The sequence below is a fragment of the Methanoregula sp. genome, from assembly GCA_041645435.1.
Classification (GTDB): Archaea; Halobacteriota; Methanomicrobia; order Methanomicrobiales; family Methanospirillaceae; genus Methanoregula.
Genome location: JBAZQB010000003.1, coordinates 222788 through 248679, shown reverse-complemented (window position 1 = coordinate 248679; position 25892 = coordinate 222788). Strand labels below are relative to the sequence as shown.

Annotated in this window: 23 protein-coding genes; 16 read left to right on the top strand and 7 right to left on the bottom strand. The window is 53.3% G+C overall.

Going from position 1 to position 25892, the window contains the following annotated elements; translation table 11 throughout:
* Positions 1-243: 243 nt before the first annotated feature.
* From WC593_07855 to WC593_07845, 3 genes are all read right to left on the bottom strand, one after another.
* The gene (locus WC593_07855; GenBank protein ID MFA4825060.1) at positions 244-1323 is read right to left on the bottom strand and encodes an ABC transporter permease; all 1080 of its coding nucleotides are present in this window, start codon (positions 1321-1323) and stop codon (positions 244-246) included.
* Positions 1320-3125, bottom strand: coding sequence for an ABC transporter permease (locus WC593_07850; protein MFA4825059.1), 1806 nt, complete (start codon positions 3123-3125; stop codon positions 1320-1322). Before WC593_07850 ends, WC593_07855 begins: the two co-directional genes overlap by 4 nt.
* Positions 3126-3352: 227 nt before the next feature.
* Positions 3353-4204, bottom strand: coding sequence for a hypothetical protein (locus WC593_07845; protein ID MFA4825058.1), 852 nt, complete (start codon positions 4202-4204; stop codon positions 3353-3355).
* A 102-nt stretch (positions 4205-4306) separates the two neighbouring features.
* Between WC593_07845 and WC593_07840 the strand changes: the two genes are divergently transcribed.
* A complete protein-coding gene (locus tag WC593_07840; GenBank protein MFA4825057.1) occupies positions 4307-5197 on the top strand; it encodes an ABC transporter ATP-binding protein in 891 nt (296 codons plus the stop codon).
* A 226-nt stretch (positions 5198-5423) separates the two neighbouring features.
* Positions 5424-5924, top strand: coding sequence for an N-acetyltransferase family protein (locus WC593_07835; protein MFA4825056.1), 501 nt, complete (start codon positions 5424-5426; stop codon positions 5922-5924).
* A 34-nt stretch (positions 5925-5958) separates the two neighbouring features.
* On the opposite strand, the gene WC593_07830 is transcribed toward WC593_07835, so the two are convergent.
* Positions 5959-7491 (bottom strand): beta-ribofuranosylaminobenzene 5'-phosphate synthase, encoded by a 1533-nt coding sequence (locus tag WC593_07830; protein ID MFA4825055.1) that lies wholly within the window; start codon positions 7489-7491, stop codon positions 5959-5961.
* A gap of 85 nt (positions 7492-7576) precedes the next feature.
* Here WC593_07830 and WC593_07825 point away from each other — a divergent pair, with 85 nt between their 5' ends.
* Together WC593_07825 and WC593_07820 are read left to right on the top strand one after the other, a co-directional pair.
* Positions 7577-8125 (top strand): DUF6125 family protein, encoded by a 549-nt coding sequence (locus WC593_07825; protein ID MFA4825054.1) that lies wholly within the window; start codon positions 7577-7579, stop codon positions 8123-8125.
* Between the two features lie 187 nt (positions 8126-8312).
* Positions 8313-11024: a PAS domain S-box protein gene (locus tag WC593_07820; protein MFA4825053.1), complete on the top strand. Its 2712-nt coding sequence runs from the start codon at positions 8313-8315 to the stop codon at positions 11022-11024.
* Between the two features lie 75 nt (positions 11025-11099).
* On the opposite strand, the gene WC593_07815 is transcribed toward WC593_07820, so the two are convergent.
* Positions 11100-11465, bottom strand: coding sequence for a type II toxin-antitoxin system PemK/MazF family toxin (locus tag WC593_07815; protein ID MFA4825052.1), 366 nt, complete (start codon positions 11463-11465; stop codon positions 11100-11102).
* Positions 11466-11581: 116 nt separating this feature from the next.
* Here WC593_07815 and WC593_07810 point away from each other — a divergent pair, with 116 nt between their 5' ends.
* The 4 genes from WC593_07810 (at position 11582) to WC593_07795 (ending at position 13838) form a co-directional block, all read left to right on the top strand.
* Positions 11582-12118 (top strand): DUF6790 family protein, encoded by a 537-nt coding sequence (locus WC593_07810; GenBank protein ID MFA4825051.1) that lies wholly within the window; start codon positions 11582-11584, stop codon positions 12116-12118.
* Positions 12119-12249: 131 nt separating this feature from the next.
* Positions 12250-12585, top strand: a complete 336-nt coding sequence (locus tag WC593_07805; GenBank protein ID MFA4825050.1) for an AN1-type zinc finger protein — start codon at positions 12250-12252, stop codon at positions 12583-12585.
* Positions 12586-12681: 96 nt separating this feature from the next.
* Entirely contained in the window at positions 12682-13431 is a 750-nt protein-coding gene (locus WC593_07800; protein ID MFA4825049.1) for a papain-like cysteine protease family protein, read from the top strand.
* A 56-nt stretch (positions 13432-13487) separates the two neighbouring features.
* Positions 13488-13838, top strand: a complete 351-nt coding sequence (locus tag WC593_07795) for a hypothetical protein (protein MFA4825048.1) — start codon at positions 13488-13490, stop codon at positions 13836-13838.
* A 54-nt stretch (positions 13839-13892) separates the two neighbouring features.
* Here the strand turns inward: WC593_07795 and WC593_07790 are convergent, their stop codons facing one another.
* Positions 13893-14162 carry a hypothetical protein gene (locus tag WC593_07790; protein ID MFA4825047.1) on the bottom strand — a complete coding sequence of 90 codons (270 nt, stop codon included), beginning with the start codon at positions 14160-14162 and terminating at the stop codon, positions 13893-13895.
* A gap of 331 nt (positions 14163-14493) precedes the next feature.
* Here WC593_07790 and WC593_07785 point away from each other — a divergent pair, with 331 nt between their 5' ends.
* The 7 genes from WC593_07785 to WC593_07755 all read left to right on the top strand — a co-directional run bounded on the left by WC593_07785 (position 14494) and on the right by WC593_07755 (position 21265).
* The gene (locus WC593_07785) at positions 14494-14685 is read left to right on the top strand and encodes a hypothetical protein (protein MFA4825046.1); all 192 of its coding nucleotides are present in this window, start codon (positions 14494-14496) and stop codon (positions 14683-14685) included.
* Between the two features lie 397 nt (positions 14686-15082).
* Positions 15083-16855 (top strand): ABC transporter ATP-binding protein, encoded by a 1773-nt coding sequence (locus WC593_07780; protein MFA4825045.1) that lies wholly within the window; start codon positions 15083-15085, stop codon positions 16853-16855.
* Positions 16852-18648, top strand: a complete 1797-nt coding sequence (locus tag WC593_07775; protein ID MFA4825044.1) for an ABC transporter ATP-binding protein — start codon at positions 16852-16854, stop codon at positions 18646-18648. Before WC593_07780 ends, WC593_07775 begins: the two co-directional genes overlap by 4 nt.
* A gap of 87 nt (positions 18649-18735) precedes the next feature.
* Positions 18736-19110, top strand: coding sequence for a hypothetical protein (locus WC593_07770; GenBank protein ID MFA4825043.1), 375 nt, complete (start codon positions 18736-18738; stop codon positions 19108-19110).
* Between the two features lie 151 nt (positions 19111-19261).
* A complete protein-coding gene (locus tag WC593_07765; GenBank protein MFA4825042.1) occupies positions 19262-20005 on the top strand; it encodes a hypothetical protein in 744 nt (247 codons plus the stop codon).
* 278 nt (positions 20006-20283) lie between these two features.
* Positions 20284-20514 (top strand): hypothetical protein, encoded by a 231-nt coding sequence (locus tag WC593_07760; protein MFA4825041.1) that lies wholly within the window; start codon positions 20284-20286, stop codon positions 20512-20514.
* Between the two features lie 82 nt (positions 20515-20596).
* Positions 20597-21265 carry a flavodoxin family protein gene (locus WC593_07755; GenBank protein MFA4825040.1) on the top strand — a complete coding sequence of 223 codons (669 nt, stop codon included), beginning with the start codon at positions 20597-20599 and terminating at the stop codon, positions 21263-21265.
* Between the two features lie 107 nt (positions 21266-21372).
* On the opposite strand, the gene WC593_07750 is transcribed toward WC593_07755, so the two are convergent.
* Complete coding sequence (locus WC593_07750) at positions 21373-21945, bottom strand: rubrerythrin family protein (GenBank protein MFA4825039.1); 573 nt, start codon at positions 21943-21945, stop codon at positions 21373-21375.
* 165 nt (positions 21946-22110) lie between these two features.
* Between WC593_07750 and WC593_07745 the strand changes: the two genes are divergently transcribed.
* Positions 22111-25875 carry a PAS domain S-box protein gene (locus WC593_07745; protein MFA4825038.1) on the top strand — a complete coding sequence of 1255 codons (3765 nt, stop codon included), beginning with the start codon at positions 22111-22113 and terminating at the stop codon, positions 25873-25875.
* Positions 25876-25892: the final 17 nt, after the last annotated feature.

Genomic DNA, 25892 nt, shown 5'->3' with positions numbered 1-25892 from the left:
ATACCCCCCTCTTGCGCCACCAGTCCCCCGTGGGGGACGGGGCGCATGGTGATTGGACGAGGTGGGTTACAGGTAATACGTCGTTATCGCAATCCGGGGGATGCCACAGTGGCGGGGGCGGAGGTGGAACCAAAGCCCCCAAGAACGTCTGATAAGTTTTCTCTTGGAGATGGCTTCTTAAAAAAACCGAAACAAAATCTTAATTGGTGGCTCTAATTAACGAATCACCATCTTTTTTTATCCTTATCCCGTGTGGTGTGATTTCCCGACCTTTTCAGCATACTTCTGGGTCAGGAACCCCAGAATGACAATAATACAGCCTGTTGCTGCGAGCACCAGCCATTGTTCGGGACCGGCAGTGCCAACAGCAAGCCGGGTGAGGAGGTTGAGCGGGTTTGACGGTAGTGCCAGTACAAAGAGGATCACGACCACCAGTGCTGTAGAGAAGATGAATTGTGCTGCTGTCCGCTCTCTGTAGTGCAGGGCCGTAAGAGTACCCAGCAGGATAAGGATAAGTGAAGTGATCACAACGTGTATCAGGATTAACCCGGCATTTTCAATGGCAATGCCATTTACCATGAGGAGCAGCAACCATGCCCCTGCCTGGATCGGCACCAGCAGCTCGCAGGCAAGCACTTTGCCCCAGACCATCTCTGAGAACGTGATCGGTGTCGAGATCAGTGTCTCTAAGGTCTCGTGTTGGTACTCCTCGGTAATGAGATCGATGACAAGCGCGGATGCAATGATCGCCGGCATAAAGACCAGCAGGGGAATTAAGAGTCCATATACAAACTCATAGAAGTCACCGCCCCCGCTGTTTTTCGGAACCTGGAGCGGGATCGGCTGTTCACTGAGCCGGAACGCCCGTACCTGTCGAAGATCCTTTTCGTATTTTAAGAAAATATCCTTGAGTTTCACATCGACAATTGCACTCTGGAGATCATTGGTCAATGTATAGAGCGTGATCTTGACCGGATCCTCTGCGGATGGGGGGGTGTCGGGCATATAGATCACTGCTGAAAGCTTTCGTTCTTTCAGTGCGGTGACTCCCGTAGAGAGATCCATCGGGTAGACCTGGAAATCCGGGCTGCTCTCAAGATATCCGAGCACTGCCGAATCATTGCCGGCATAGGCGATGTTGTACTTATACCGCGAATACTTCGAGAGTGAGGAAGGGTCATACATGGAGGTGAGCCCGACCATGAGGAACGAGGAGAACAGTGCGATGAAGAGCTGGAGCAGGACTGCGAGCAGGATCGTGCGCTCGTTGAACAATCCCCGGAACTCTTTCTTTGCGATAATTGACAGGTGACGTGCCTTCATCCGATCCACCCCAGGATAAAGTAGAGGTTATACAGGCAGTGGACCGTAGTGGCGAGGACAAGCCCGATAACCAGCCCGTTCCTGCCCCAGAATTTCAGCGAACATGCAACGATCAGCACTCCCACAAAATGCAGGAGCAGCGGCATCCAGAGCACTCCTAACGACAGGAAAAGAATACTGCCAAAGACCGATTCGGTGATCTGGGCAAGCGTGATAAAGAGGAGCAGTTTTTCTGCAACCAGAAAACCGATCGCGGTTGCAGCGCAGGCAGCGATCAGGTTCTTCCACGTAAGGAATGAGGGATCCTGGGCAAACAGGGTATAGATACCGACTGCTTTTGCACATTCCTCAATAAGTGCAGCAAAGATGAGGAGGAGGACCAGCGAATAGGGCATGGGCAGGTTGAAAAAGAGGGTGAGGCTCATCAGCTGTACCATGAACACAAACGGTATGGAGAACCCGGTCAGCAGGAAAAGCGAGAGAAACGGGTGCTTTTTGGAGATGATCTCGGAAAGGAACTCGCGAACCTTTGACAGGAGCGGTTTTTCTGAAAAGAGCCGCTCTTCTTTGAAGTTCTTCATCCCGATGTAGAAGAGCACAGCCCCGGTCAGCCAGAAGAGCGAGGTGGAATAGAGATAATCCGTAACTGTCCATGAAGCGCCCTGGATGGAAAGCACGATCAGCGTCAGCGGGGAGATGAGGGATATGACGTGCACGTTTGCAAAGATGCTGGGAAAGAACAGGTACGAGGTGGCGACTGTTGAGAAGAAGATCGAGATAAACGAGAGCTCCTTGAAACTGCGCGAGAGCATGCCGATCAGGAGCGCGTTTGCAAGGAAGAAGATGATGACCGGTATCAGGGGGAGAATAATGATCAGGGGTGCCCGCACGTAAAGGGTGAGCGTGGTGCAGATCGCAACCATGCCGATGAAATAGGGAAGCATCTTTCCGATGATGATCGATGAAGATGCCACGGGTGTTGAGAGCAGGACTTCGCCTTTGCGCTCAATGCGCTCGTTCATGATGCTCATCATGAAGAACTGGGACGTGAAGTAGAGCGGGAAGATGAAGACGAAGACGAGTATAATGGAGTCAAATGGCAGCGGGGGGGATAATTGTGAGGGTGTCTTGAACCTGCCCATCGTGCTCTCTGATGAGAGAGCTTCAGTGTAGCGCGAGATCTGGGTGTTCTTTGCGCTGGTCTTGACCAGTTCCTGCCGGAGTTCCTCTTTGGTAAAATCCAGTGCGGGCGAGGGTGTCGGGACGTTGCTGATCTCGCCTTCAGGTACCGGTGCTGCACGACCGGGGGCTGCCTGGACGTACTGACCAGACTGCGTGGATATGAAGGTGAGTTCGCTCTTGACGGTCTGAACATCGATCCAGAGCGGGTACGCAGCGAACAGATCCGTTTCCCGGTTATAGACCGTGTTGACGTATTTGGCATAATCGCGTTCAAGCGTCTTCTGTGCAGATTTTGCCCGCTCGGTCGGGCCCGCATATACCTGGCCGTGGATAATGACAAGGTCAAATGCATTCCGGTTATTCACAAGACTGAAAGAGTCTGTCTGGTACACGGTAAACCGGGCATCGCTTGCGATCAGCTCAGCAATCCGCGGATCATCCACGCCCACTTCATACATACCGTCCTGGAGGTGCATGCCCGTCTGTGCGGCAAAACCGGTGACTGCCACCAGCAACACGAAAAGAATGACAGCGAAGGGGAGAACATCCCGGCTCATCATGGTGAGGGATTTTTTTACTTCCCATCGCGCGATGGTCGAGATGTCGGTTAGCCTGCCCATGAAATGTCTGGCTCCTGAAGGATCTCCCGCAATGTATTGATCTGACGTTACCCCTGCGGAAGTGTAGTACAGAGTAGTATTTGGTATCGTTCAAATAGTACTCGGTGCTGGCACGGGAACTCCGTTTTTTGCTTTTTAAGGGGAGGTGAAATACCCATGAAAAAGCCTATGGTTCTATCGGTTTTGAAGTCCGGGGGACCTTAAACATCAGTCCCACTCAGGACCGGTTATGTCAGCACAACGTTGTTTACCGAGTAAGTGTAGTTGAGTTCCCTGGTCAGCAGGGGCATCATATTGTCGACATCGTAGAATGTCATATTCAGGTACGGGTCATAAGTGGAGAATTTTACCTCCATGCGTTGCTCTATACGGTCGACACCCCGGTATACTTCCTCTTTTGTCTTCCAGTCATCCCGGATCTTTGGATAAACTTCATAATCCTTGTCACTCACCGCGATCACCTTCTGCACATGATATCCCTGGTCGGTCAGGGTGGATGCAGCAGCGAGATCCGCAAGGGAGAAGGTATCCAAGCTGATAGTACCGCTACCCCGGCACATGTACCAATCCTTGGCGTGGGTGTGGAGAATGATATACGTGTGCCCGATGGTCATGTTCTGGCGGAAGAGATCCAAGGCAATGCTGGCGTAGTCTCCCTTGACAAAGGACATCTCTCCGCTGTTGACATCGATCAGGTACCCGAGTTCCTTTGATATCTTAATCTCACATATGCCCTGATTTAACGAGATGACTCTCGTGTCTGCCCTGTCACTGTTTTTTAACTGGTCAAGCTGGTTCTTTGCATCCTGAATCCGGGCTTTCAGGGCAGCATCAGAGATGTATACCGGTGTTTTTTCCACCGGGACCGCGGGTGACCGGTGTATTGTGGTGGTAGCGGTAACCAGGGGGACAACCGTGGGTGGCGTGACTGCGGAAATCGTGCTTTGCACTGGTATGGGTGCCGGGGAAAGTTGCGTAACAACCGGTGGGACGGAGTTCCCTGCATCTCTTTCCGGTGCAATGCACCCCGTTGCTGCAATGAGCAGGATACCTATGATGAGGGCAACACACCGGTTCATAGTGAACACTTCTGTTCTGGTTTTTATTAATCTGATCAGGTGCCCTCATCCCAATCTATATCTTTGATTCCACCCACATCTGATTAAAAAAGGCAGCCACGCATGATAACCGCCCGCAATCTCACCAAGAATTTTGATGGTTTTATGGCACTGGATGGTGTCAGCTTCGAGTTTGAAGACGGTGAGATCTTCGGGATCATCGGGCACAACGGGGCAGGCAAGACCACTCTGCTCAAGATCATATCGGGACTGATCACCCCCACATCCGGGGAACTTTTCATCAATGATATCGATGTGGCGAAAGACCCGTTTGCCCTTAAGGAAAAACTTGGCTACCTCCCCGAGGAATCCCGGCTCTACGAGACGATGACCGTGGAGAACTATCTCGCGTTCTTCGGGGAGATCTACGGGCTCTCCCCGAAAGAAATCCGGGTCCGGTCCAACCAGCTCTTCGCCGCACTTTCGCTGGAACCGGAAGGCAAAAAACTCGGGGAGTTCTCAAAAGGGATGAAGCGCAAAGCGGCGATCGCCCGGTCGCTCATCCATGAACCCAACTTCTTAGTCTATGATGAAGCCACCAGCGGCCTTGACCCGATGACCTCGCGGTTCATTGCCGATTACCTGCGCACGCTCAAAAAGGAGGGTAAGACGATCGTGCTCTCGGCGCACAACCTCTACCAGGTGGAAGCGATCTGCGACAAGGTGATGATCCTGAAACGCGGGAAGGTGGTGGCGTTTGGCACCATGAAGGAGCTGCGCGAGCAGTTTGGCTCTCTCACCTACACGATCTTCTTCTCAATCGGGGATGCAGGAGCACTCCTCGGGCATTCCAAAACCTACCGCCAGGAAGAGGGCCTTTTTGTGTGTGACGCGGAGAGTATGGCTGAGCTCAACGAATGCACCGGGCTTATCGGTGAAGCGGGGGGCAAGGTCGAGAAGATAGAGTCCCGGTACCCATCGCTTGAAGAGATGCTGGTCAAGATTGGGAAATAACTGCTGCGGAAAATTCAGGATTTTTTGAGCCGGATTTTGTTTTTATTGTCTGTAGCGAAACGTTTCTTCTGCCTGCTTTGCCTTTCCCGCCCTCATGCCTTTTCTTGATAAAAATGCGGGATTAAGGAGATGGGGATTACAACCCGCTGCGTTACCGTTTCAAAATATTTTTGCCGAACGCAAGAGTGATTATTCCTGCGGGATAACACCCATGAGGGAGAGATCCATGAACCCGATAATGACCGGCACGGTGACCCTGCGTGAAGCAAAGGATAACGACCGGAACGAAATCCTGGATATTTTCAATCACTATGCAACAACCGGGTTTGCCGCATACCCGGACGGACCGGTACCCCCGCAGATTTTTCCTCTCCTCCGGGAAGGGGCCATCTCGTTCTGTGTCATGGAATGCGAAAACGAGATCATCGGCTTTGGCATACTCAAATCCTTTTTCCCTTTCCCTGCATTCCGGCACACCGGCATGATTACGTATTTCATCCACCCGGAATATACCGGGCAGGGCCTTGGCCGGCAGATGCTGGACCGGCTGACGCAGGATGCCCATACCGCGGGAATAACTACGCTCCTTGCAAACATTTCATCAAAAAATGAGGGGAGCATACGGTTCCATGAGCGCAACGGCTTTGCGCATGCCGGGCGGTTGCATGCGGTTGGTGAAAAGTTCGGCGAGCTCTTTGATCTCGTCTGGATGGAAAAAAAGATTTGAAGAAGGATCTTTCCGCTCTCTTCATTCTTTTTATTTATGCAACCCGGATCATCGCACCCGTGTTCCGGGCCGATGTGATGAGGGTGGTGCCCCCGCCCGACTCTTTCATGAACGATTGTGCAGCCTGTTCGATCGCGTTCATGCCGGTATCCCCGACAGCATACACGGTCGGCCCGAACGAACTCATGCCCGCACCCGCAGCCCCGGCACTCCGCATCACGTTGAGGAGCCCGGTGACTTCCTGCGGTTGAAGGCCCAGTTCGACTTTCTTAAACCCGAGGGACTGGACCGCGTTGATCGATGAACCGAAGAGGTCGAGATCGTGCTCGACGATCCCGGGCAGCATCCGCATCAGTACCTCGTGGCAGAGGGCCTGCACCTCTCCGAGGGGCACGGGACAGTGGCTCCGGAATATGCCGGCCTCCATCGCACCGCTTGCTCCTGCGGGTATGTCCGGTGTGGCTAGCAGGATCTTCCATTCGGCAGGAAAGTCATGGCGGGCGATGACCGGGGGTGGATGGACACCCCGCGATGCCGATGACGGCCGGAAATCTGTTTTATCCCCCCCGGGGCCGAAGCGGTGTCCGCCATCGATGATAAAGCCCCCGTGTTCAAAGGCCGCCGTCCCGATGCCGGATGTGCCCCCGCGGCCTGCCAGTTGTGCAAGCTCGGTAACCGGTACATTTTTGCCATAGAGTTCGCAGATCGCCCGTGCAGTGGCAAGCGCCAGCTGCGAACCGCTCCCGAGCCCGGTATGGGCGGGATAGAGCGATCGAACCCTTATGGAAGCCCCGGCTCCTGCGTGGATCTGCCGGAGTACCTGCGAAGCGATCCCGCTCACCCGCTCTTGTGTTGCAGCATCGCAGCCGGTCACTTTGATATCGGGGCTCTGCTGCACCTCAAGGAGAATTCCCGGGTCATTAAGAGTAATCCCGATCCCGCCATCCACCCTTCCCGAACCGCCATGCATGTCGATCAGGCTGACATGGATCCGGGACGGGGTGTTTACCACGATCCGCCGCTCGTCAAGAAACTGGTTGTACGGGAACTGCTCCTCAATAAAAATCAGGGGCCTGTTCTGGTGGATGATCTGGTACTGCCGGCTGAGCACGGGTTCTTTTGGGCAGAGGGAAAAAATACTGCCCGCTTCAGGGGTAGCGGCTGTCACGCGGGCAGAGAGGATCTCGCGCCGTGCTTCAATATGATGTTGTTTTATGATCTTTCCGATCGGGATATCAGCCATCATCAGGTCCTTTTTAAAGGAAGGGGAAAGCCGTTCAACCGGAGTCTCGGATATGGCATAGATCAGCAGATCGTTGGTAACCGTGTCCCGGAGTTCGACGACCCGGTGATTTACCGGTTCGCCCTCACTGACTTCGACGCGCCCTGCGATCTGTGCATCTGCAGGTATGATCTCCTGCACGAGTGTCTTTACCGTAACGGCATGTCCCGTTATCGCCTCTAACAGTTGCGTGACAGAACCATCCGTGCCGAGCAGGATTTTCTGTACCCGTGACAACCGCCCTACCTGTTCTTCAATATCCCTGATGCTGCCCGAGACATCCATCCCAACAACCTTAACGCGGGGGATAATAAGCGTAATGCTATCCCGTTATAGTATGTTTTTTCCGGTTACCACACACTCTTTTACCTTGCCGGGCAACCCTTGTCACTGGCAGACCATGACAAATCCCGCAATCTTTGACCGTATGACTGATGAAGAGCAACGTGAGTACCGAAAATTCCTGCTCTGGCACTACCGGGTTGTGGACGCGTTCTGGTTCATCTATGTTGCCGAGCACTATGGCCAGCCCGTTGCAGAGAAGGTAAACGAGCAGGTGTGGGGCAAAGCCGGCGGGATGGCAGCAAAGGATCTCGTGCAGCGGTTCAATATTACCGAAAAGGGACTTTCCGGGTTTGTCAAAGCACTCCGGTTATTCCCATGGGCAATCATTGTTGATTATTCCATAGAGGAAAAAGAGGATGAAGTGATCATAACCGTACCGTCATGCCCTACGCAGGAGGCACGGCTCAAACGGGGAATGGGGGAGTATGTCTGCCGCGAGATGCACCGTGCAGAGTTCATGAGCTTTGCGCAGGTGATCGATTCGCGCATCTGCGTGGAATGCGTGTTTGCCCCGCCCGATCCCCATCCCCAAGAACTGTTCTGTAAATGGCGTTTTTATCTCAAACCAGAATAATCCCCCTCGCCAAAAACTGTTTTGTTCGAACCTCTGTATGTACAAGGTTTTTTAATACTGCCATATCGTTCTGTATTGTATATTTCCCGGTGGTTGTGTTTTCAACCCCATACGGTTTCAGAGTGCTTAATACACTTTACGAAAAAAAGTGTGAAGAGTCAGATACTGCCATCAGGTATGTATTTTCATGTCCGGTCCCCTGCACAAAATCTCCATCCTTTATGTCGATGACGAGGAAGCACTCTTAGATATTACTCAGATCTCTCTCGAAAAAGACGAAGAGTTCTCTGTAAGTACTGCCCTCTCTGCAGAAGACGCCCTCCGTGTAATGAAAGACCAGACATTTGACATCGTGGTCTCTGATTACCAGATGCCGCGAATGGACGGTATTGCTTTTTTAAAAGCCGTTCGCGAGCGGTTTGGCGATATCCCGTTTATCCTCTTCACCGGCCGTGGTCGTGAGGAAGTTGTAATCGAAGCCATCAATAACGGTGCAGACTTTTATCTCCAGAAAGGGGGGGATGTCAAGTCACAGTTTGCTGAATTGTCGCATAAGATCCGTCAGGCTGTGGCAAGGAGGCGGGCTGAACACTCGCAGATCGAGTCCGAGAAGCGCTTTGTAGATATCATCGATTTCCTTCCGGATGCCACATTTGCGATCAATCGCGAGGGATTCATCATAGCGTGGAACCGTGCCATCGAGGAGATGACCGGTTATCCCGCTGCGGCGATGCTGGGGAAGGGCGACTTCGAATACGCAATCCCTTTTTACGGTAAACGATGCCCGATCCTCATTGACCTGGTCTTTTCACCGGATGATGTGATCTCAAAGTGTTACACCAATATCCTGCGCGAAGGAACATCCCTGACTGCAGAAACAGACCTTCCTCGCCCGAAAGGAAGCCCGATCACGATCCTTGCCAAGGCAAGCCCGCTGTATAACAGCAAAGGTCAGATCACCGGTACTATTGAGGCTATCCGTGATATATCAGGGCGGAAGAGAGCAGAAGATGAACTACGCGCCGCATACGAGCAGATCACCGCAAGCGAGGAGGAGCTCCGCGGACAGCTTGATGTGCTGGCAGAAAACGAGAAGAAGATCCGTGAGAGCGAGATGAAATACCGCGATCTCGTGGAAAACGTCAACTCCGTCATTCTCACCCGTGACAATCACGGGGCTATTACATTTATCAATGAATTCGCAGAACGGTTCTTTGGCTATTCAAAAGACGAGCTGATTGGTAAGCAGGTTATCGGGACGATTGTCCCTATGGTAGAATCAACGGGAAGGGATCTCGTCCAGCATATCAGGGATATCAGTGCAGATCCCGAAACGTTCCGTAACAACGAGAACGAGAATATAAAAAAAGACGGTTCACGTATCTGGATGAAATGGACAAACCGTGCCATCCTTGACGAGAAGGGAAAACCTGCTGGTGTATTGTCTGTCGGGATTGATATCACCGAAAAAAAAGCGGCCGAAAATGCCCTCCGCGAGAGCCACGAACGGTACCAGGCCCTCTTTGAGCTGGGTGGTGAGGCAATCTTCCTGATTGACAATACTACCGGCAACATTCTTGAAGCAAATACCGGGGCTGCGGAGATGTACGGTTATACCCGGGAAGAACTTCTGCAGTTGCGCGATGCGGACCTTTCGGCTGAGCCAGAGCAGACCGAGCAGGTTACCGCCAGCACACCTGCGGGCAGCGTAGTGATACCCCTGCGCTTTCACCGCAGGAAGAGCGGAGAGGTATTTCCCGTCGAGATTCACGGGCGTTTTTTTACCTGGAAGGGAAGGAATGTCCATGTGGCGGCTATACGGGACATCACCGTCCGGCAGAATACCGAAAAAGCACTGATCGAAAGCGAAGAGCGTTACCGCGTCCTTACGGAACACGCATTCGATGGGGTGATGATTCAAAACCTTTCCGGAACCGTTCTCTACGCTAATCCCAGTATCGTAAGTATGTTTGGTTTTTCAGGCGCAGAGGAGCTCATAGGGCAGAATACGCTATCCCTGGTTGCTCCGGAATGCCGGACTATGGTGATGCGGGATATGCAGAATGTTATTGCAGGAAAGGGGGGCCATATCCAGAAATACAGGGCGGTAAAGAAGGACCGGACCGTCATCTTAATAGAATCTGTCGGTACCGGCATCACTTACCATGGGGAGCCGGCCAACATCATCGCACTGCGGGATATTTCGGAACGCGAACGGGTGGAGGATTCCCTGAGACGGGCAAATGCCAAGCTGAGCCTCCTCAACAGTGTTACCCGGCACGATGTGAACAACCATGTCCATGCGCTGCTGGGGTATATCCAGCTCGCCGGGATGCAGAACACGGATCCCATGGTAACGGATTTCTTAAAAAAAGCAGAGACCGCCGGGGGCCATATCACCCGCCAGCTGGATTTCACCCGAATGTACCAGGACCTCGGGCTCAAGGATCCCCTGTGGCAGGATCTGCGCAGACTTGTTGACCGGGCGGCTCCAAAAACGATCCAGTTTACAAATGACTGCCAGAGACTTGAGATCTTTTCTGATCCGATGCTGGAGAATGTCTTTGTAAACCTGTTTGACAATGCGATCCGGCACGGCGAGCATGTGACCTGCATCTCGGTCTGGTGCAAGGAGGTGGAAAATGGCATTGTCATTGTTATTGAGGACAACGGTGCCGGGGTTCCTTTGGATCTCAAGGCGAAGATCTTTGACAAGGGCTTTGGGAAACATACCGGTTTCGGTCTCTTTTTAGCCCGCGAGGTTCTTGCGATAACGGGCATATCCATTCATGAGACCGGAGTACACGGCAAAGGCGCACGGTTCGAGATTGCTGTCCCGAACGGGATGTTCCGAATCGTTTCAGATGATCCTGTGGCAGGAAAAGAGGCTGGATCTTAACAGAGTGATACCTGCTCAGAAAAAGCCTGTATCCTCTTGATAATCTGCCGGTAAATTTCCCGGGGAATCCGGTAATTACCGGGATCTCTTTTTCGTATCTGCGCTCTTTGTTTTCTGCCCGGGGATATGAGAAATAACCACGGCAATAGATTCCTGTGTGAGCCTCCCCCGCTTGCCTACCACGTCTCCGCTCCTTATGGTGCGGATGCGGGTTGTGAGTACATAGCTGTCCGCAAAAAGGTCAAGACCCCCTTCGGAAAAATCGTCAAGTGATATTGGTACGCATGGTGCATCGGTTGGTGGCCGGCTGCTGACCGGGCAGATCTGTACATCCCCGTTTTCGGTTGCAGAGATCACAATAGCCGGGCGTGTCTTTACCCCGCCCCGCTCTTCAAAAGCAACCGGTGCAAGGATGACATCGCCCCGCAGGTAACGCCCCATACCTTACTCATTCCGGCATGCAATGGCTTAAGGGATATGGTGATGCTGGCGCAGGATTTTATGGGATGAATGTGTATGTTCCCCTATATCGCATACACCAGGCACCGGGAGATCGTATGGCATCAGGTACACCTACGGCGCATGAGGCCTCGCTTCTTATGGGAGCGACGATGGCCGCATCCATGATCGGGATTTTTGTGGGCATTTTTTTCCTTTTTCTCAACATTGACATCGCAGTCAGGATAACGGCAGCAATTCTTGTCGGGGTTGTGGGAATTATCAGTTACGTCCGGCATTCGATCTACTACAAATCAGACCAGATACGGATGGGCTGGAGGCAGGATCACCCCGAATTCCAGCTCGAGGTCGGGTACGCAAACCTTGCAATCGGCCTGTGGGCACTCATTATTGCCGCGTTCAACTGGGGGTCGTTTGCCTGCGGGCTGATCATAGCGATCTATGCAACATACCTGCTCTGTACCCTGTCCCTTCACATATTTGAGGCCCGTGCCGAAGGAGACCTCCACATCACGGCTCACCGCTCGCGGGCGATGCGGAGCGTGTTCTCGACCGGCATTTTCGTGCTCGTGCAATTCGGGTTCGCAGCGATCGCATTTGCCCGGGCGGGTATGATCCCGTTTCTTCATCTCTGATCCTGCCTGCCACATACTTCTTTTAAGAGGTATCAGTGAAGACCCGGGCAGTTCTGTCGTTCTCTGATGCAGCCACACCCCTTTTCCCAAACGGAAGAATACTTAATGCAAAAAAAGCAGAGTGAACTGTGATGACCCGGTGCGATCACTGCGGGAATGAAGTTGTGCTCCCGTTCTCCTGCCAGTACTGCGGCGGGAAATACTGTGCAGAGTGCCGGCTGCCACCCAACCATGATTGCGTGAATATCGCCCTGTGGAACAGCAAGCCCCGCCCCACAGTCGGAATATCGTACGGAAAAGGGGGTGGGGCAACTCCTACGGGTGGCGGGTACATCGCAGGCTCGAAACGCAATGCAGAAAAACGAACGGGACACGGCATACCGTACCTGAAGCTCATGATCGCCATCATTGTCCTGCTCCTGCTCGGGTTTGCCTGGCTGGTGCTGAGCGGCTATCCCCTGGGATAATCGTAACCGGCGCTTCGTGTCCTCGCAGGACAGCACCGATCCGCCGCTTTGATTATTCCTGGAGCCTAATGTTTCTCAACGTGAGGAACCCGTACTATGCGTCCGCTTCACCTTCTTGCCAGTGCCAGCATTTTTTGTCTCTTTGCCCTACTGGCAGTTGCCATCTTCCTTTCGAGCCCGGCCATGGTATCTGCGACCCGCAGCCTGCCTGCTGATGATGTGAAGTATGTGCCTGATGCCTCCCTGCCACCGCCCCAATATTATACCGGTATCGATTTCGACACGCTGAAATCGAACGATCACCTCACGGTTATACCGCTGAAAAGTTACCGCCAGCAGATGACCAATTATAGCTGCGGAGCGGCAGCCGCGATGACGGTGATGTCCTGGTACAAAAATCCCGTGAATAATACCGATGCAGATGAGGAACGGATTTCCCGGGAAATGTTCAGCAATGTTACGGAAAAAACAGGAATCAACCCGGAACAGGTTGCGGCATGGTTCAATCGGCAGGGTATGAATGCTACCTGGGGAACCGGTGGAACCCGCGAGATGCTGCGCAATAACCTGAAAAATGGTATCCCAACCATGGTAGAATGGATGGATTGGGGCGGGCACTGGGTGGTTGTTGTCGGGTATGACACCCGGGGAACAGAAACGGTCTGGGACGATGTCATCATCTTTGCTGATTCCGTGGACTGCCACGATGACCGGGTAGATGGTGTCACGTATGCGAATTACGGGCAGTTCGACGCGATGTGGTTTGATGCCCACTATTTCCCGGAGGATATGCGGGAGCGGGTGTACGTGGTTGCCATGCCGGGTACCCCTATCCGGACTTCCTGAAAAAAAGCATTGGTTTTTCCCTTTTCAGGTACACGATTGCATCAGGGAAAAGTCCCATGAAGATCACACGACTCTACACCGGACGGGACAACCACTCGCATTTTGAAGATATCGAGATATCGTTCGATCCCAAGGGACCCCTGGGACTGTTTTCCGAACCTATCGGTGCAAAAGCGGTTTTTTTCAGGGAGATCCCGCCCGGCTACGTGTATCCCTGGCATACGGTGGTATGCCGGGAGTACGTAGTGACCGTGGACGGGCAGGCCGAGATCGAAGCAGGCAGCGGTGAGAAACGCCGGTTTGGCAGAGGAGATGTCCTTCTTGCAGAGGACGTTACCGGAAAAGGACACCAGACCCGGGCCATTGGCAGGAAACCCTGGCGTCAGATCTTTGTGACGCTGCCGTGATCAGGACAGGGCGCTGCGGGACTTATCCCTGATGGGTAATCACAAAAAAGATGATCAGCCGAGTGCTGCTTTCTGGAGCAGAAGACGACCGTTCGAGGTAAGGCGGAGTACTATCTCCTTACTGGATTTCCCCCCGTCGAGATATCGCTTGGAGAGTAAGATACGGACGTTTGACCTGATACTGCTCTCACCATGATTGGGGAGGAGCTGCTCAACCACATGGGTGATATGACATCCTTGTTTATCGCCGACTGCCTGAAGGATGTGAATATGGATGGGATCAGGCACAAAGACTTGCGGGGCTTCAAATGATATAGATTCCATAATTCAACCTCGTGTTAGGATTAACCGATTACAGATTCCCCGGTATGCACAGGATTGTTTTAGTTGTCCGGATGCCGTTTTGTATACAAGGGCTGCAAAGATGTTGTGCATGCCGCGGATGTGATGCCGGATTATGCTTTTTATTCCCTGTACCAGGAATCTGTGAACGTTTTACCATACTATTATAGGATGTATGACATGAAGTAACCATTCATACAGCTAATAGTTTTTTTATAAAAATTTGTGTATCGATCATTCCTGAGCGTGTAAACCCCCCGATCCGATTCCGCATTCCATGGCTTTATCACCAAAGCGGAACGACACTGAAGGCATGACAAAGAAAGAGCATGCGATGAAACTCGTTGACGAATCAACAGGACTTATGGAATGCCTTGTGTGTGGGGCAAAACACAACGCGGTGATGAAACCCGGCGCTGACGGGAAATACCTCCCCGAGAACTGGGAGTGCGTCAACAAGTGCAGATTAATCCACAAGGATGAAAAATCATCCCATAAGAAATAATTCTTTTTTATCTGCCAGTCCCCCGGTAAGGGAAATTGATATTCCGAATGCGGTGGAATTTTTTTAAAACCGGGAATCATTTTTTCGTTCCGCACTTTCTTATTTAGCATACCCGTACCCGAACGAGATTGCCATTCATCTCAGCAAACCCGTTCCAGCCTCAGAAGAGCCGGTCATGCTGTTCTGTTATTAGAAGGGCCATTGTGCTGGGGGAACTTTAAAATCCATCTTCAAAGCGTTTTTTCATACCTATCCGGGTGTCAATATGGTCGGATGTTACCGGAGCGGTGGTCTTTGTGTCAGGATTTATGGTGCCGGTAAGTGAGAAAAAAATTCGGAACGATTAAACCCTTAGGCGCGATCAATCAGGTACAAACGATCACGGACGGGTGGTTAGATGAGAGAAGGATTAAACCGGCTCCTGATGATGTGGAAGCCAAACCGGAACTGGCTGCTGCTCTCTATCGTACTGACGATTGGCGGTGCGATTGGCACACTGGCAATCCCTGCACTTTCGCAGACGCTGATCGACAAGGGTATCAGCGGCAACAATCTCTCCATGGTCATCCACTACGGCGGTTACATGCTGATCCTTACCCTTGCTGCCGCAGCATGCCAGATCGTCAACACCATGATCGCAGTCAAGTTCTCTGAAAGGACTGCCCATTACCTCAGGACGCAGGCGTACGACCGGATCCAGGTCCTCTCGTTCGGGAACATCGACCGCATGCGTCCTTCCGATCTCCTCGTACGGCTGACAAATGATATCCAGAACGTCAAAATTGCCATCCAGCAGGGCATCCTGAACCTCCCGCTCGTGCCCGTCATGCTCATCATCACTATCCTGCTGATCGCTGTACGGTCCCCCTCCCTGTTATGGCTCATGATCACCCTGCTTATCGTGTTCTCTGCCCTGCTTGGCGCCTATCTCTGGTTTGTACTGCCGGTTTTTGCCGTGCGTCAGGAGAAGTTCGATGCGATGAGCGGCACCCTGCAGGAGAACATGGGAGGTGTCCGCGTGGTCAAGGCGTTCGTGCGCCAGAAGTACGAGAACGAGCGTTTTTCCTCCGTTGCAGGCCAGGTACGGGCAGCGTCCCTGCGTGCCCAGTCCTATATCGCGTTCCTGATACCAACGATGCTCCTGACTGTCAACCTTGCGCTGGCTGCCATCTTCTACACCGGAGGAATATCCGTACTCGAGGGAACCGGTTTTTCCACAGGAGAGGTGATTGCATCGGTCCAGTACCTGTTCCTCCTGATCATGCCGTTCATGATCCTCGGGACGGTGCTGCCGGCAATCTCTGCGGCACGCCCCTCGTTAAACCGGATCTATGAGCTCCTCGATACACCCGCAGACGTACAGGACAGTAAACACCCGGTTGCAGTTGATCCGGCGTCCGTGAAGGGCCGGCTTGTCTTCGATCATGTCAGCTTCGGGTATACCGGCCCTGAGGGAAAACCCGGCCCAATGGTATTGCAGGACATCACGTTCTCCGCGGAACCGGGAGAGACGATCGGTTTCTTAGGCCCCACGGGTTCCGGGAAATCAACGCTCGTCCACCTGGTCCCGCGGTTCTATGATGTTACTTCGGGCAGGATCACCATTGACGGGACTGATGTGCGGGAGATCCCACAGCATACCCTGCGGGGAATTGTCGGGATCTGCCTCCAGCAGCCGAACCTCTTCTCCGGCACGATCCGCGATAACCTCCTGTTTGCCACAGAAAACCCGTCAGAGGAGAACATTGTCTCCGCAGCAACGGACGCGGATGCTGACGGGTTTATCCGGAATATTCCCCGGCAGTACGATGATGCTGTTGCCCGGCACGGGGCAAACTTCTCCGGTGGCCAGCGGCAGCGCCTTGCGATCGCCCGGACGCTTGCAGCAGACCCGAAGATCCTGATCCTCGATGACAGCACGAGTGCCTGCGATGTGGCAACTGAAGCCCGGATTCAGGACGCGATCAACCGGAGGTTTGCCGGGGCCACAAAACTGCTGGTAGCGCAACGGATCAGCACGGTGATCTCGGCCGATCGGATCATCCTTCTGGAAAACGGCCGGATCATTGCGTCCGGGTGTCACGAGGATCTGCTCCGGACAAGCCCGGAGTATAAAGAGATCTACGATTCCCAGCTCGGAAAAGGGATCGTCGGGGGTGAAACAGCATGAGGGCCATACCGGTTCCGCTGGACGAAGAAGACCTGCCTCCGATGATCCCCACGGTGAAACGGTTTATGGGGTACATGGCCCCCCACCGGCTGAAGCTTGCGGTTGTCATTATCCTCATGGCAGTATTTGCCCTGCTTGAAGCGGTCTTCTCGCTCCTGATGGGGACTGCGACCAACATCATCTCAGCCGGCCCCGGGCCGGTTGAACCCTTATACCAGGTGATCATCTGGCTGGTAGCAGGAGGTCTGGTCATCTGGATCTCGGGAGCAATCTCCCAGAAGCTGCTCTCGGGTATATCTCAGGAAGCCCTCTATCAGCTCCGCATCGATCTCTTTGCCCATATCCAGACGATGTCCCTGGACTTCTTTGACCGGCGTCCCATCGGTGAACTGATGAGCAGGGTGACCAATGATACCCAGGTGATTGAGCAGTTCATCAGTATCGGAGCGCTCCAGACCGGCCAGGCCGTGATGACGATCATCATCACCAGTGTTGTCATGCTGCTCGTCAGCCCGTCCTTAACAATCCTGTCCTATATTATTGTCCTCGTACTGGTCGGGGTCTCGTGGCTGATTACAAAAACGTCCGGCCCGGCGTTTGTGCTGCTGCAGGGCAGGACCGGGGACTTAAACGGGTTTGCCGAGGAATGGATCTCCGGCGCAAAGACGGTTATCGCATGCCGCCAGCAGGACGCGGCATCGAAGCGGTTCTCTGCCATGAGCCGGAAGGTAGCCGATATCGGGGAGAAAGCCCAGTTCTCCGCACTCATCAGCCAGCAGGTATCGAACATCTTTACCACCATTGTGATCGTCACCCTCCTCATTTTCGGGGGCATTATGGTGATGAACGGGATGGCAGAGATCGGCACCCTGATCGCGTTCATCGGGTTCTCGTTCAGCCTTCTGGGCGCCTTTACGACCATCTTCTCTTCGTATGCCCAGATCCTGAATGCTGTCGTGGGCGCATCACGCGTCTTTGAGGTTCTGGACCAGAAGCCCCGCGTGGATGACCGGATGAACGCTCCTGCGATGCCGGCGGTTTCCGGGGATGTCGTCTTTGACCACGTGGACTTCTCGTATATACCGGGGCGACGGATTCTTACCGATAATACGTTCCATGCCCTCCCCGGGCAGGTATTCGGGCTTTGCGGACCAACCGGCGCCGGCAAGAGCACGATCATCAATATCCTGACCCGGTACTATGATATCGAGAACGGAGTCATCCGTATCGATAACAATGACGTGCGGGAAGTCCGGCAGGACACGCTCCGGGTCCAGATCGCGCAGGTGCAGCAGGAACCGTTCCTCTTCTCTGATACGATCATGGCGAACCTGAAGTACGCAAGGGAGGATGCTACTGAAGAAGAGTGTATCAATGCAGCAAAACAGGCAAACGCCCATGGGTTCATCGTGCAGCAGCCGAATGGCTACGACACCGTTCTTGTAGACGGGGGAATGAACCTCTCGCAGGGCCAGCGCCAGATGCTGACCATCGCCCGGGCGATCGTGGCCAACCCGCGGATGCTGATCCTTGACGAAGCGACGAGCAACGTGGACACCCGCACAGAGAAACTGATCCAGGAGGGGCTGCTTGCCCTCCAGAAAGACAAGACGTCGTTCATCATTGCCCACCGGCTCTCAACAATCCGGCACGCGGACCAGATCCTGGTCATCGATAAGGGAGCGATCATCGAGCGTGGCTCGCACACGGATCTGATGAAGAAGAGAGGGTTCTACTTCGATCTCTACATGAGCCAGTTCCGCGGGAAACTCTCGGGAATCGTAAAGGAGTGACCGACCACAAGGCATTCAACCGCTCCCGGATGATTCCGGATGCTGCATGTCTGTTCAGAAAACTATTCGAATCGGAGCCTCCCTTCCATGACCCGCGGGAGGAAACCGTATGCCGCGATTGTGGAGGCCCAATCATTTGCGGAGCGGATGGGATATCGCTGGATGAAAAATCCCCTTAATGACCTGCCGTATGATCTCCAGATCTTCAAACCTGCATCGTTCCGCGTAGTGAAGGTGCGGCTGACCCGGTATCATATCGACCCGGACGGATTTTACGACCAGCAGTTCCCGGACGAGATTGCTGACCTGCGCTCGCTCCCGTTCCCGCCGTTCATCCTCCGCGAGCTCTGGCTGCGCACCCGGCACGAGCGGGTCTGGCGCCGGCTCGTTGTCTATGATCACTCGGTCGCTGAGATCGAATGGTGGGGACCGGATCATTACACGAACACTCACGCGAGATGACAGGAGTCCGGGTACGATAACGGGAATCCGGTTTTTTCTCGCTGCTTGAGAGAGATGATGCCACGATTTCCTGATGCTCCCTTTTGTTCGCGACAAAACTTCAGCGGGATTTCACAATCTTTTTTGCGGATTACCGGAAAAACCCTGTACGATGAATTCTCCTGAATTCCCGGCCGAGTGCCGGGACAGTCTGATCCTGAAGTTGATCACCGGCTTTTTCCGGGCCATCGTTGGGGTTGCAGTCGTTCTCGCCCTGATGATCCTGCTCCTTCCCGACAAGGTCTTTCTTGCGATCAGCAATTACCTCCAGATCATCGCTGCAATTGCTGCGGCTCTTGTTCTCCTGTACTTCTGGCATCGTGACGGTGAACAGGAATACCTGCTCTATGCTGCGGGTGCATTGGGGCTCTGGGGAATTTCAAATATTGTCTGGTACGTAAATATCCTCATGGGCTTAAGAAACGAGGTCTTCCCGAGCCTGATCGACATGGGGATGATCGCCTCGATTCTCGTACTGTCCATGGCATTCCAGAAAGGATTCCCCCGAAAGCAGATCGCACCGCATATTCTCCTGGGGATTCTTGTCATCTCGCTCATCATCCCCCTTGGCGTGCTGGCAACACAGGGCATCAGTGCACCCGCACTGGTCACGCTGCTCTACTTCTTTGCCTGCGGGTCCCTGATCATTACCGGGCTGAACCATTCATTAAAGGAGTACCCGAACATCCTCATCGGAATGCTCCTCTTTGCTCTCACATTTATGATCTATCCGCTCCGGGAGATGTTCTTTATTTCAAATCCCATCCTGCCGGTGATCGGCACGTTTGTTGCTGCCGGTTTTTCACTGATTGTCATCGGGTTATTATCGATCAGCATACCGGCAAAAATAGTGTAATCAGCAGTTGCCGGTAAAACAATACATCCCAAAACCTGTTATCTCGCTGATTGCCCGTAAGAAATCCTCTAAATTCTTTTAATCCGTCCGTGGATTTTTACACATGTTGTTTTAGCTCACACTGCCAGGACAGCTCCTGTGAGGGGATATTTTCCGTAAATATTATACAGCACGTTTCCTTAGTGCGGGTTTAAGAACCCCCTATAAGACTTCAGCCACTTCATGGTTTGTTCTCCGACGGAGGCCTTTATGGTGGAAAGTGTCGGGAACCCCCTCCAGTGGAAGCGGTGCCAACACCCGACAAAATTTCTTGTTTAAACCGTTATTTTCGGAAAATAGGCGTTTTTATCCGAAAAAAACCGTGCAATTTAGCAGGCTTTGAATGGGCCGGAAAAATGGCTCAAACTTCAGTAGGTTTTTGCGGGTCTTTTGCCATCCGGGAGCGAATGTTGCCGAAAAACCGGTTCTCCGACGGAGAAATTGGAGAAAAACATGTGTCCTTCCCCTGAAATCCCTGCGGCTCTCCGACTTTTGCCCTCCACTGGCATATTAACCCCCGCCATCCAATCCCCTCAGCAGGAGCATACAACAATGAAGATCCTCGCCATCCACGGAAGTCCCCGGACCATCCGGAGCACAACGCGAAAACTTACAACCTTCGTACTTGAAGGAGCCGCAGAAGCCGGTGCGGAGACGGAGATGATCGACCTCTGCGATTTCCGGATCACGCCATGCACTGCCTGCGAGGGCTGCTCGTTCAATGGTATCTGTGTGTACGAAGACGATGTCCCGATCATCGTTGAGCGGATGAAGGAAGCGGATGGTATCGTGTTCGCATCCCCGGTCTACATCGATAACGTTTCCGGCCAGATGAAAATATTTTTCGACCGGCTCGCAGACGCGATCCACTACCAGGTACTTGCAGAGAAATACGGCTGCTCGGTTGCGAGTACCCACACATCCGGTGGTGATGAAGTCGTCATGTACCAGAACCATGTGCTGAATTATCTGGGTGTGATCGCGGTGGGCGGGATCAGTGTCGCAACGGGAGGGAATGCTGAAACGATTGATGCTGTGGAAGCTTCCGCACGGGCGCTCGGCAAGAAACTCGTTGAAGCGATCAGGAATGGTTTTTCCGATCCGAAACAGGAAGAAGAGATCACCGGGAACCGGGATTTTTTCAAAGAGCTCGTGATCGAGAACAAAGATTTCCGCACCGATGAGTACGAGCGGTGGGTGCGGATGGGCTGGATCGAATAACAATTTCAGTCAATCTAAACAGGACAATTCACGGTTCGAATCCTGAACTCCGAACGGAATGTTCAGGGAACATGCATGAAAACTTTAAAAAAATTGCGAAAAAAAAGTCAGTAATTATCGGCCGCAATCTCGAAATATGCCTGCGGGTGATCGCAGACCGGGCATTTCACAGGTGCGGTTTTTCCACTCTCGACAAACCCGCAGTTCCGGCAGTACCATTTCGCGGGAGTATCAGCTTTAAAGACGACTCCTTTCACCATGTTTGCATGGAGCTTAGTGTACCGGGCCTCATGGTGAGCCTCCACTTTTGCTACCATTTTGAAGAGGTGAGCGATCTCTTTGAACCCCTCCTTCTCCGCAGTTGCGGCAAATCCCGGGTAGAGCGTGCCCCATTCCATATTCTCGCCCGCTGCGGCGGCGGCAAGATTTTCTTTTGTAGTTCCGATCATGCCCGCAGGGTACGCTGCGGTAATTTCCACGTCCCCGCCTTTGAGCTGTTTGAAGAAGAGCTTTGCATGCTCTTTCTCCTCCTCGGCAGTCTGGAGAAAGAGGCTCGCAATCTGTTCGTACCCTTCTTTTTTTGCTGCACTTGCAAAGAAGGTGTAGCGGTTCCGTGCCTGTGACTCACCGGCAAATGCAGCGAGCAGATTTTTCTCGGTAATACTCCCTTTGAACTTCATAAATAACCACTCCGTTTAAAACCGTACCTGTCCGTACTCTTTGCGCATATCGCGGAAAGGCTGGTATCAATACTATTCAAGTTCCTGTGGATAATGCTTTCATTTGCCAGTTTTCAGCGGATTTATATATCATGTATTGCAGACATGGTTCGAGAACAACGTGCGATGTACACTGTCCTTTATGTGGATGATGAAGAGGATCTCCTCGACCTGGCCCGGCTGTTTTTAGAACGATCACCGGAATTTTCCGTAAAAACCCAGACCTCGGCACAGGCAGCGCTCGACTCCCCGCTTATTGCCACCTGTGATGTCATTGTCTCGGATTACCAGATGCCGGGAATGGATGGTATTGCATTCTTAAAAGCTGTCCGCGAAAAGTCCAAAACCTTACCATTCATCCTGTTTACCGGGCGCGGGCGCGAAGAGGTGGTGATCGAGGCCATCAACAATGGTGTGGATTTTTACCTCCAGAAAGGCGGGGATCCCAAAAGCCAGTTTGCGGAGCTTTCCCACAAGATCAGGATGGCAGTCGAACGGAAGCAGGCGGTGGATGAACGTATCGACTCCGAGAAACGGCTCAGCTCGATCTTCCATGCAAGTCCCATTCACCAGATGATCACGGATCCCGCGACCGGAAAAATCCTCGATATCAATGACCAGTTCCTGCACGACCTGAAACTCTCCCGCAGCGAGGTCATCGGCAGGACCTTAGAAGAGATAGGTCTTGTTGTCGACCCGGTACGGTATTTAACGATAATGGAGCGGATGGGGAAGGAGGGGACGGTCAGGAACGCTGAGCTCAATATCCGGGCCCGGAACGGCCGGACCTATACGACGCTTATCTCGCTGACCCGCGTGCAGGTACACAACCAGGATCTCATTTACACCCAGTCCATGGACATCACAGCACAGAAGAAGGCGCAGCAGACGATCAATGCCCTCCTCAATGCACCCCCGGATGTCTCCTTCCTTATCAATACACGGGGCGTGATCCTTGCCGCCAATCATGCGGCTGAAGTACGGTACGGCCTGCCCGTGCAGAGCCTCATTGGTATGGATGCGTGTACGCTCATCTCCCCGAATCTTGCCGACCTGCGGAGGATGAAAATTGAAGAAACGATCGCAACCAGAAAACCTCTGGTGTATCTGGACGACCGGACCGGGCGATCGTATGAGAACCATCTCTACCCGGTTACCGGGCCGGAGGGAGAAGTGGCCGCTGTTGCGATCCACTCCCATGATATTACCGAAGAGCGGAAAGCAAAAGAAGCGCTGAAGGAATCCGAAGAAAAGTACCGGCTGCTGGTCGAACACAGCCATGATTCCATCTATATCTACCGGGGCAACCATTTCCTCTTCATCAACCGACAGGCCGAAGAACTCAGCGGTTTTTCGCATGATAAACTCATGGAACGGGATCTCTGGGATTTCCTCCACCCGGATGACCGCGAGATGCTGAAAAAAGCGGCTGCCAAAAGGTTTGCCGGCGGGCAGGTATCCTCATCATTCGAGGCAAGAATCCTCCGGAAGAACGGTGAGGTGCGCGAGGGGGAGTTCTACGTTGACCTCATTGATTTCCTCGGTCAGCCCGCCATCCTCGGCATCGTCCGGGACATCACCGAGAAGAAGCGGGCAGAGGAAGCGATCCGGGAGCGCGAGGAGCAGCTCCGCTCGCTCTCTGACAATCTTCCGAGCGGGATGGTCTACCAGATCATCATTGAACCGGACGGGAAGCGTCGTTTTGTCCATGTCAGTGCCGGGGTTGAACGGATCCATGGAGTGACTGCAGGTGAAGTAATACGGGATTCGTCGTTGCTCTATGACCAGATCGTAAAAGAAGATCGTCTCCCGCTCAAAGAGGCAGAAGACCGGGCTCTTGCATCCATGTCTCCCTTAAGCTTCGAGGCCCGGATCCGCACACCTTCAGGCACAGAGCGGTGGGTGCTGCTGCGCTCGGCACCCCGTCCGCTGTCAGGCCACGGAATTATCTGGGATGGGATCGAGCTCGATATCACCGCAGCAAAACGGGCAGAAGAGGAACTCAAGGCTGCCTGCGAGCATCTCACCGCATCGCAAGAAGGGCTCAAAGGCCAGTTCGATGCGCTCAAAGCAGGCCAGGATCTGCTGCGGGAGAGCGAGGAGAAATACCGGACCCTCGTGGAGCATACCGAGGACGGGGTCTTCATTGCACAGGACGGTCTCCTGCTTTTTGTCAACCAGGCCTTTTCCACTCTGATCGGCTATGAGGCAGGGGAACTGATCGGCCAGCCCTTTGCCCCCCTTGTGGCACCGGAAGACCGGGAGATGGTACTCTCGCGGCATAATATACGGCTGGGGGGGAATTCACCACCTGAGACATATGAATTCTCGCTCCTGCACCGGAACGGGACAACCCGTGTCCGTGTGAAAATCCGTGTCGGTGCCGGGACCTATGCGGGCCGGCCGGCCGCCATCGGGACGCTCCATAATGTCACCGAAGACTTAAGGAAGGAAACTGCACTTGCTGAGAGCGAAGAGCTCCACCGGAGCCTGTTTATGGCATCGCCGGATGGAATTGCCATGGTTGACACAAAGGGAATTCTCACGTACGTTTCCCCGAAGGCTCTTGAAATGTTCGGGCTTTCTCTACCGGAAGAGGCAATAGGGACGCATGTCCTTGACTGGATGACAGATGTCGATCGCCGTCTGGCAGGGGAACGGCTTGCAAAAGTCCTGTCCGATAACAGCTTCGTTTCCCAGATTTACCATGTTCATCGCAAGGATGGCTCCCGGTTCATCGTGGAGATGCATAGTGCAGCCCTTCACAACAGCAACGGTTCGGTAAGAGGCATCATCTCAATACTCCGGGATATTACCGATCGCAAGAGGGCAGAAGATGAGCTCCGCTTGAGCGAGGAGAACTACCGCCACATTATCGAGAACATGCAGGATGTCTTCTACCGCGTCAACCGGGAAGGTATCATCACGATGATCAGCCCTTATGGCGCACGACTGGTTGGATTTGATTCTCCTGATGAGATCATCGGGAAATATTCTGCCACGGACTTTTATGCCGATCCCAAAGAGCGGGACGAGTTCCTTGCCCATCTTTCCCGGGAGCACAAAGTCAGCGGGTATCCGCTTACCCTCCGGGACCGGAATGGGGGGCTGCATTACGCAATTGCGAGCAGCCGTCTCTTGTACGATGCGCACGGGAAGATGAATGGCGTTGAGGGTTTCCTCCACGATGTCACTCATCTCAAGCGGGTGGAGAACGCCCTGCGGAAAGCCAATCGTCAGATCACCCTCATGACGAGCATCACCCGCCACGATATTCGCAACCAGCTGATGGCGCTCAACGGCTGGCTCGAACTATCCCGGGCATCAGTCAATGATCCCGAACGCATGCGGGACCTGATCACCCGGGAACAGCAGATCGCTGATATCATCAGCAACCAGATCGACTTCACTACCTTCTTTGACGAAATGGGTGTGAAGCCCCCCACGTGGCAGGATCTGGCAGCTTTAATCAGGATCCCGGCAGCTGCGCTACCTTTCAACGCGGTACGGCTCGAGATCGATCTTCCGGATATTGCACTGTTTGGGGATCCGCTTCTTGAGAAAGTCTTCTACAATCTTTTTGATAATTCGCTCCGGTATGGTGGGGAGGGGATGACTACTGTCAGGGTCACCTCACTGCAGGATGGGGCGACCCTTACACTTGTTGTTGAGGATAATGGTACGGGTATTTTGGAAAAGGACAAGGGACTGTTGTTCGATCGCGGGTTCGGGAAGAACACCGGTCTCGGTCTCTTTTTAGTAAAAGAGATTCTCGGCATCACTGGTATGACCATTCGTGAGACCGGCATCCCCGGGAAGGGGGTACGGTTCGAGATCCAGGTGCCGGCGGGTAAATTCCGCGTTGTCGGGACCGGGTTGCAGAGATCGTAATTTTCTGCAGGCTCTGC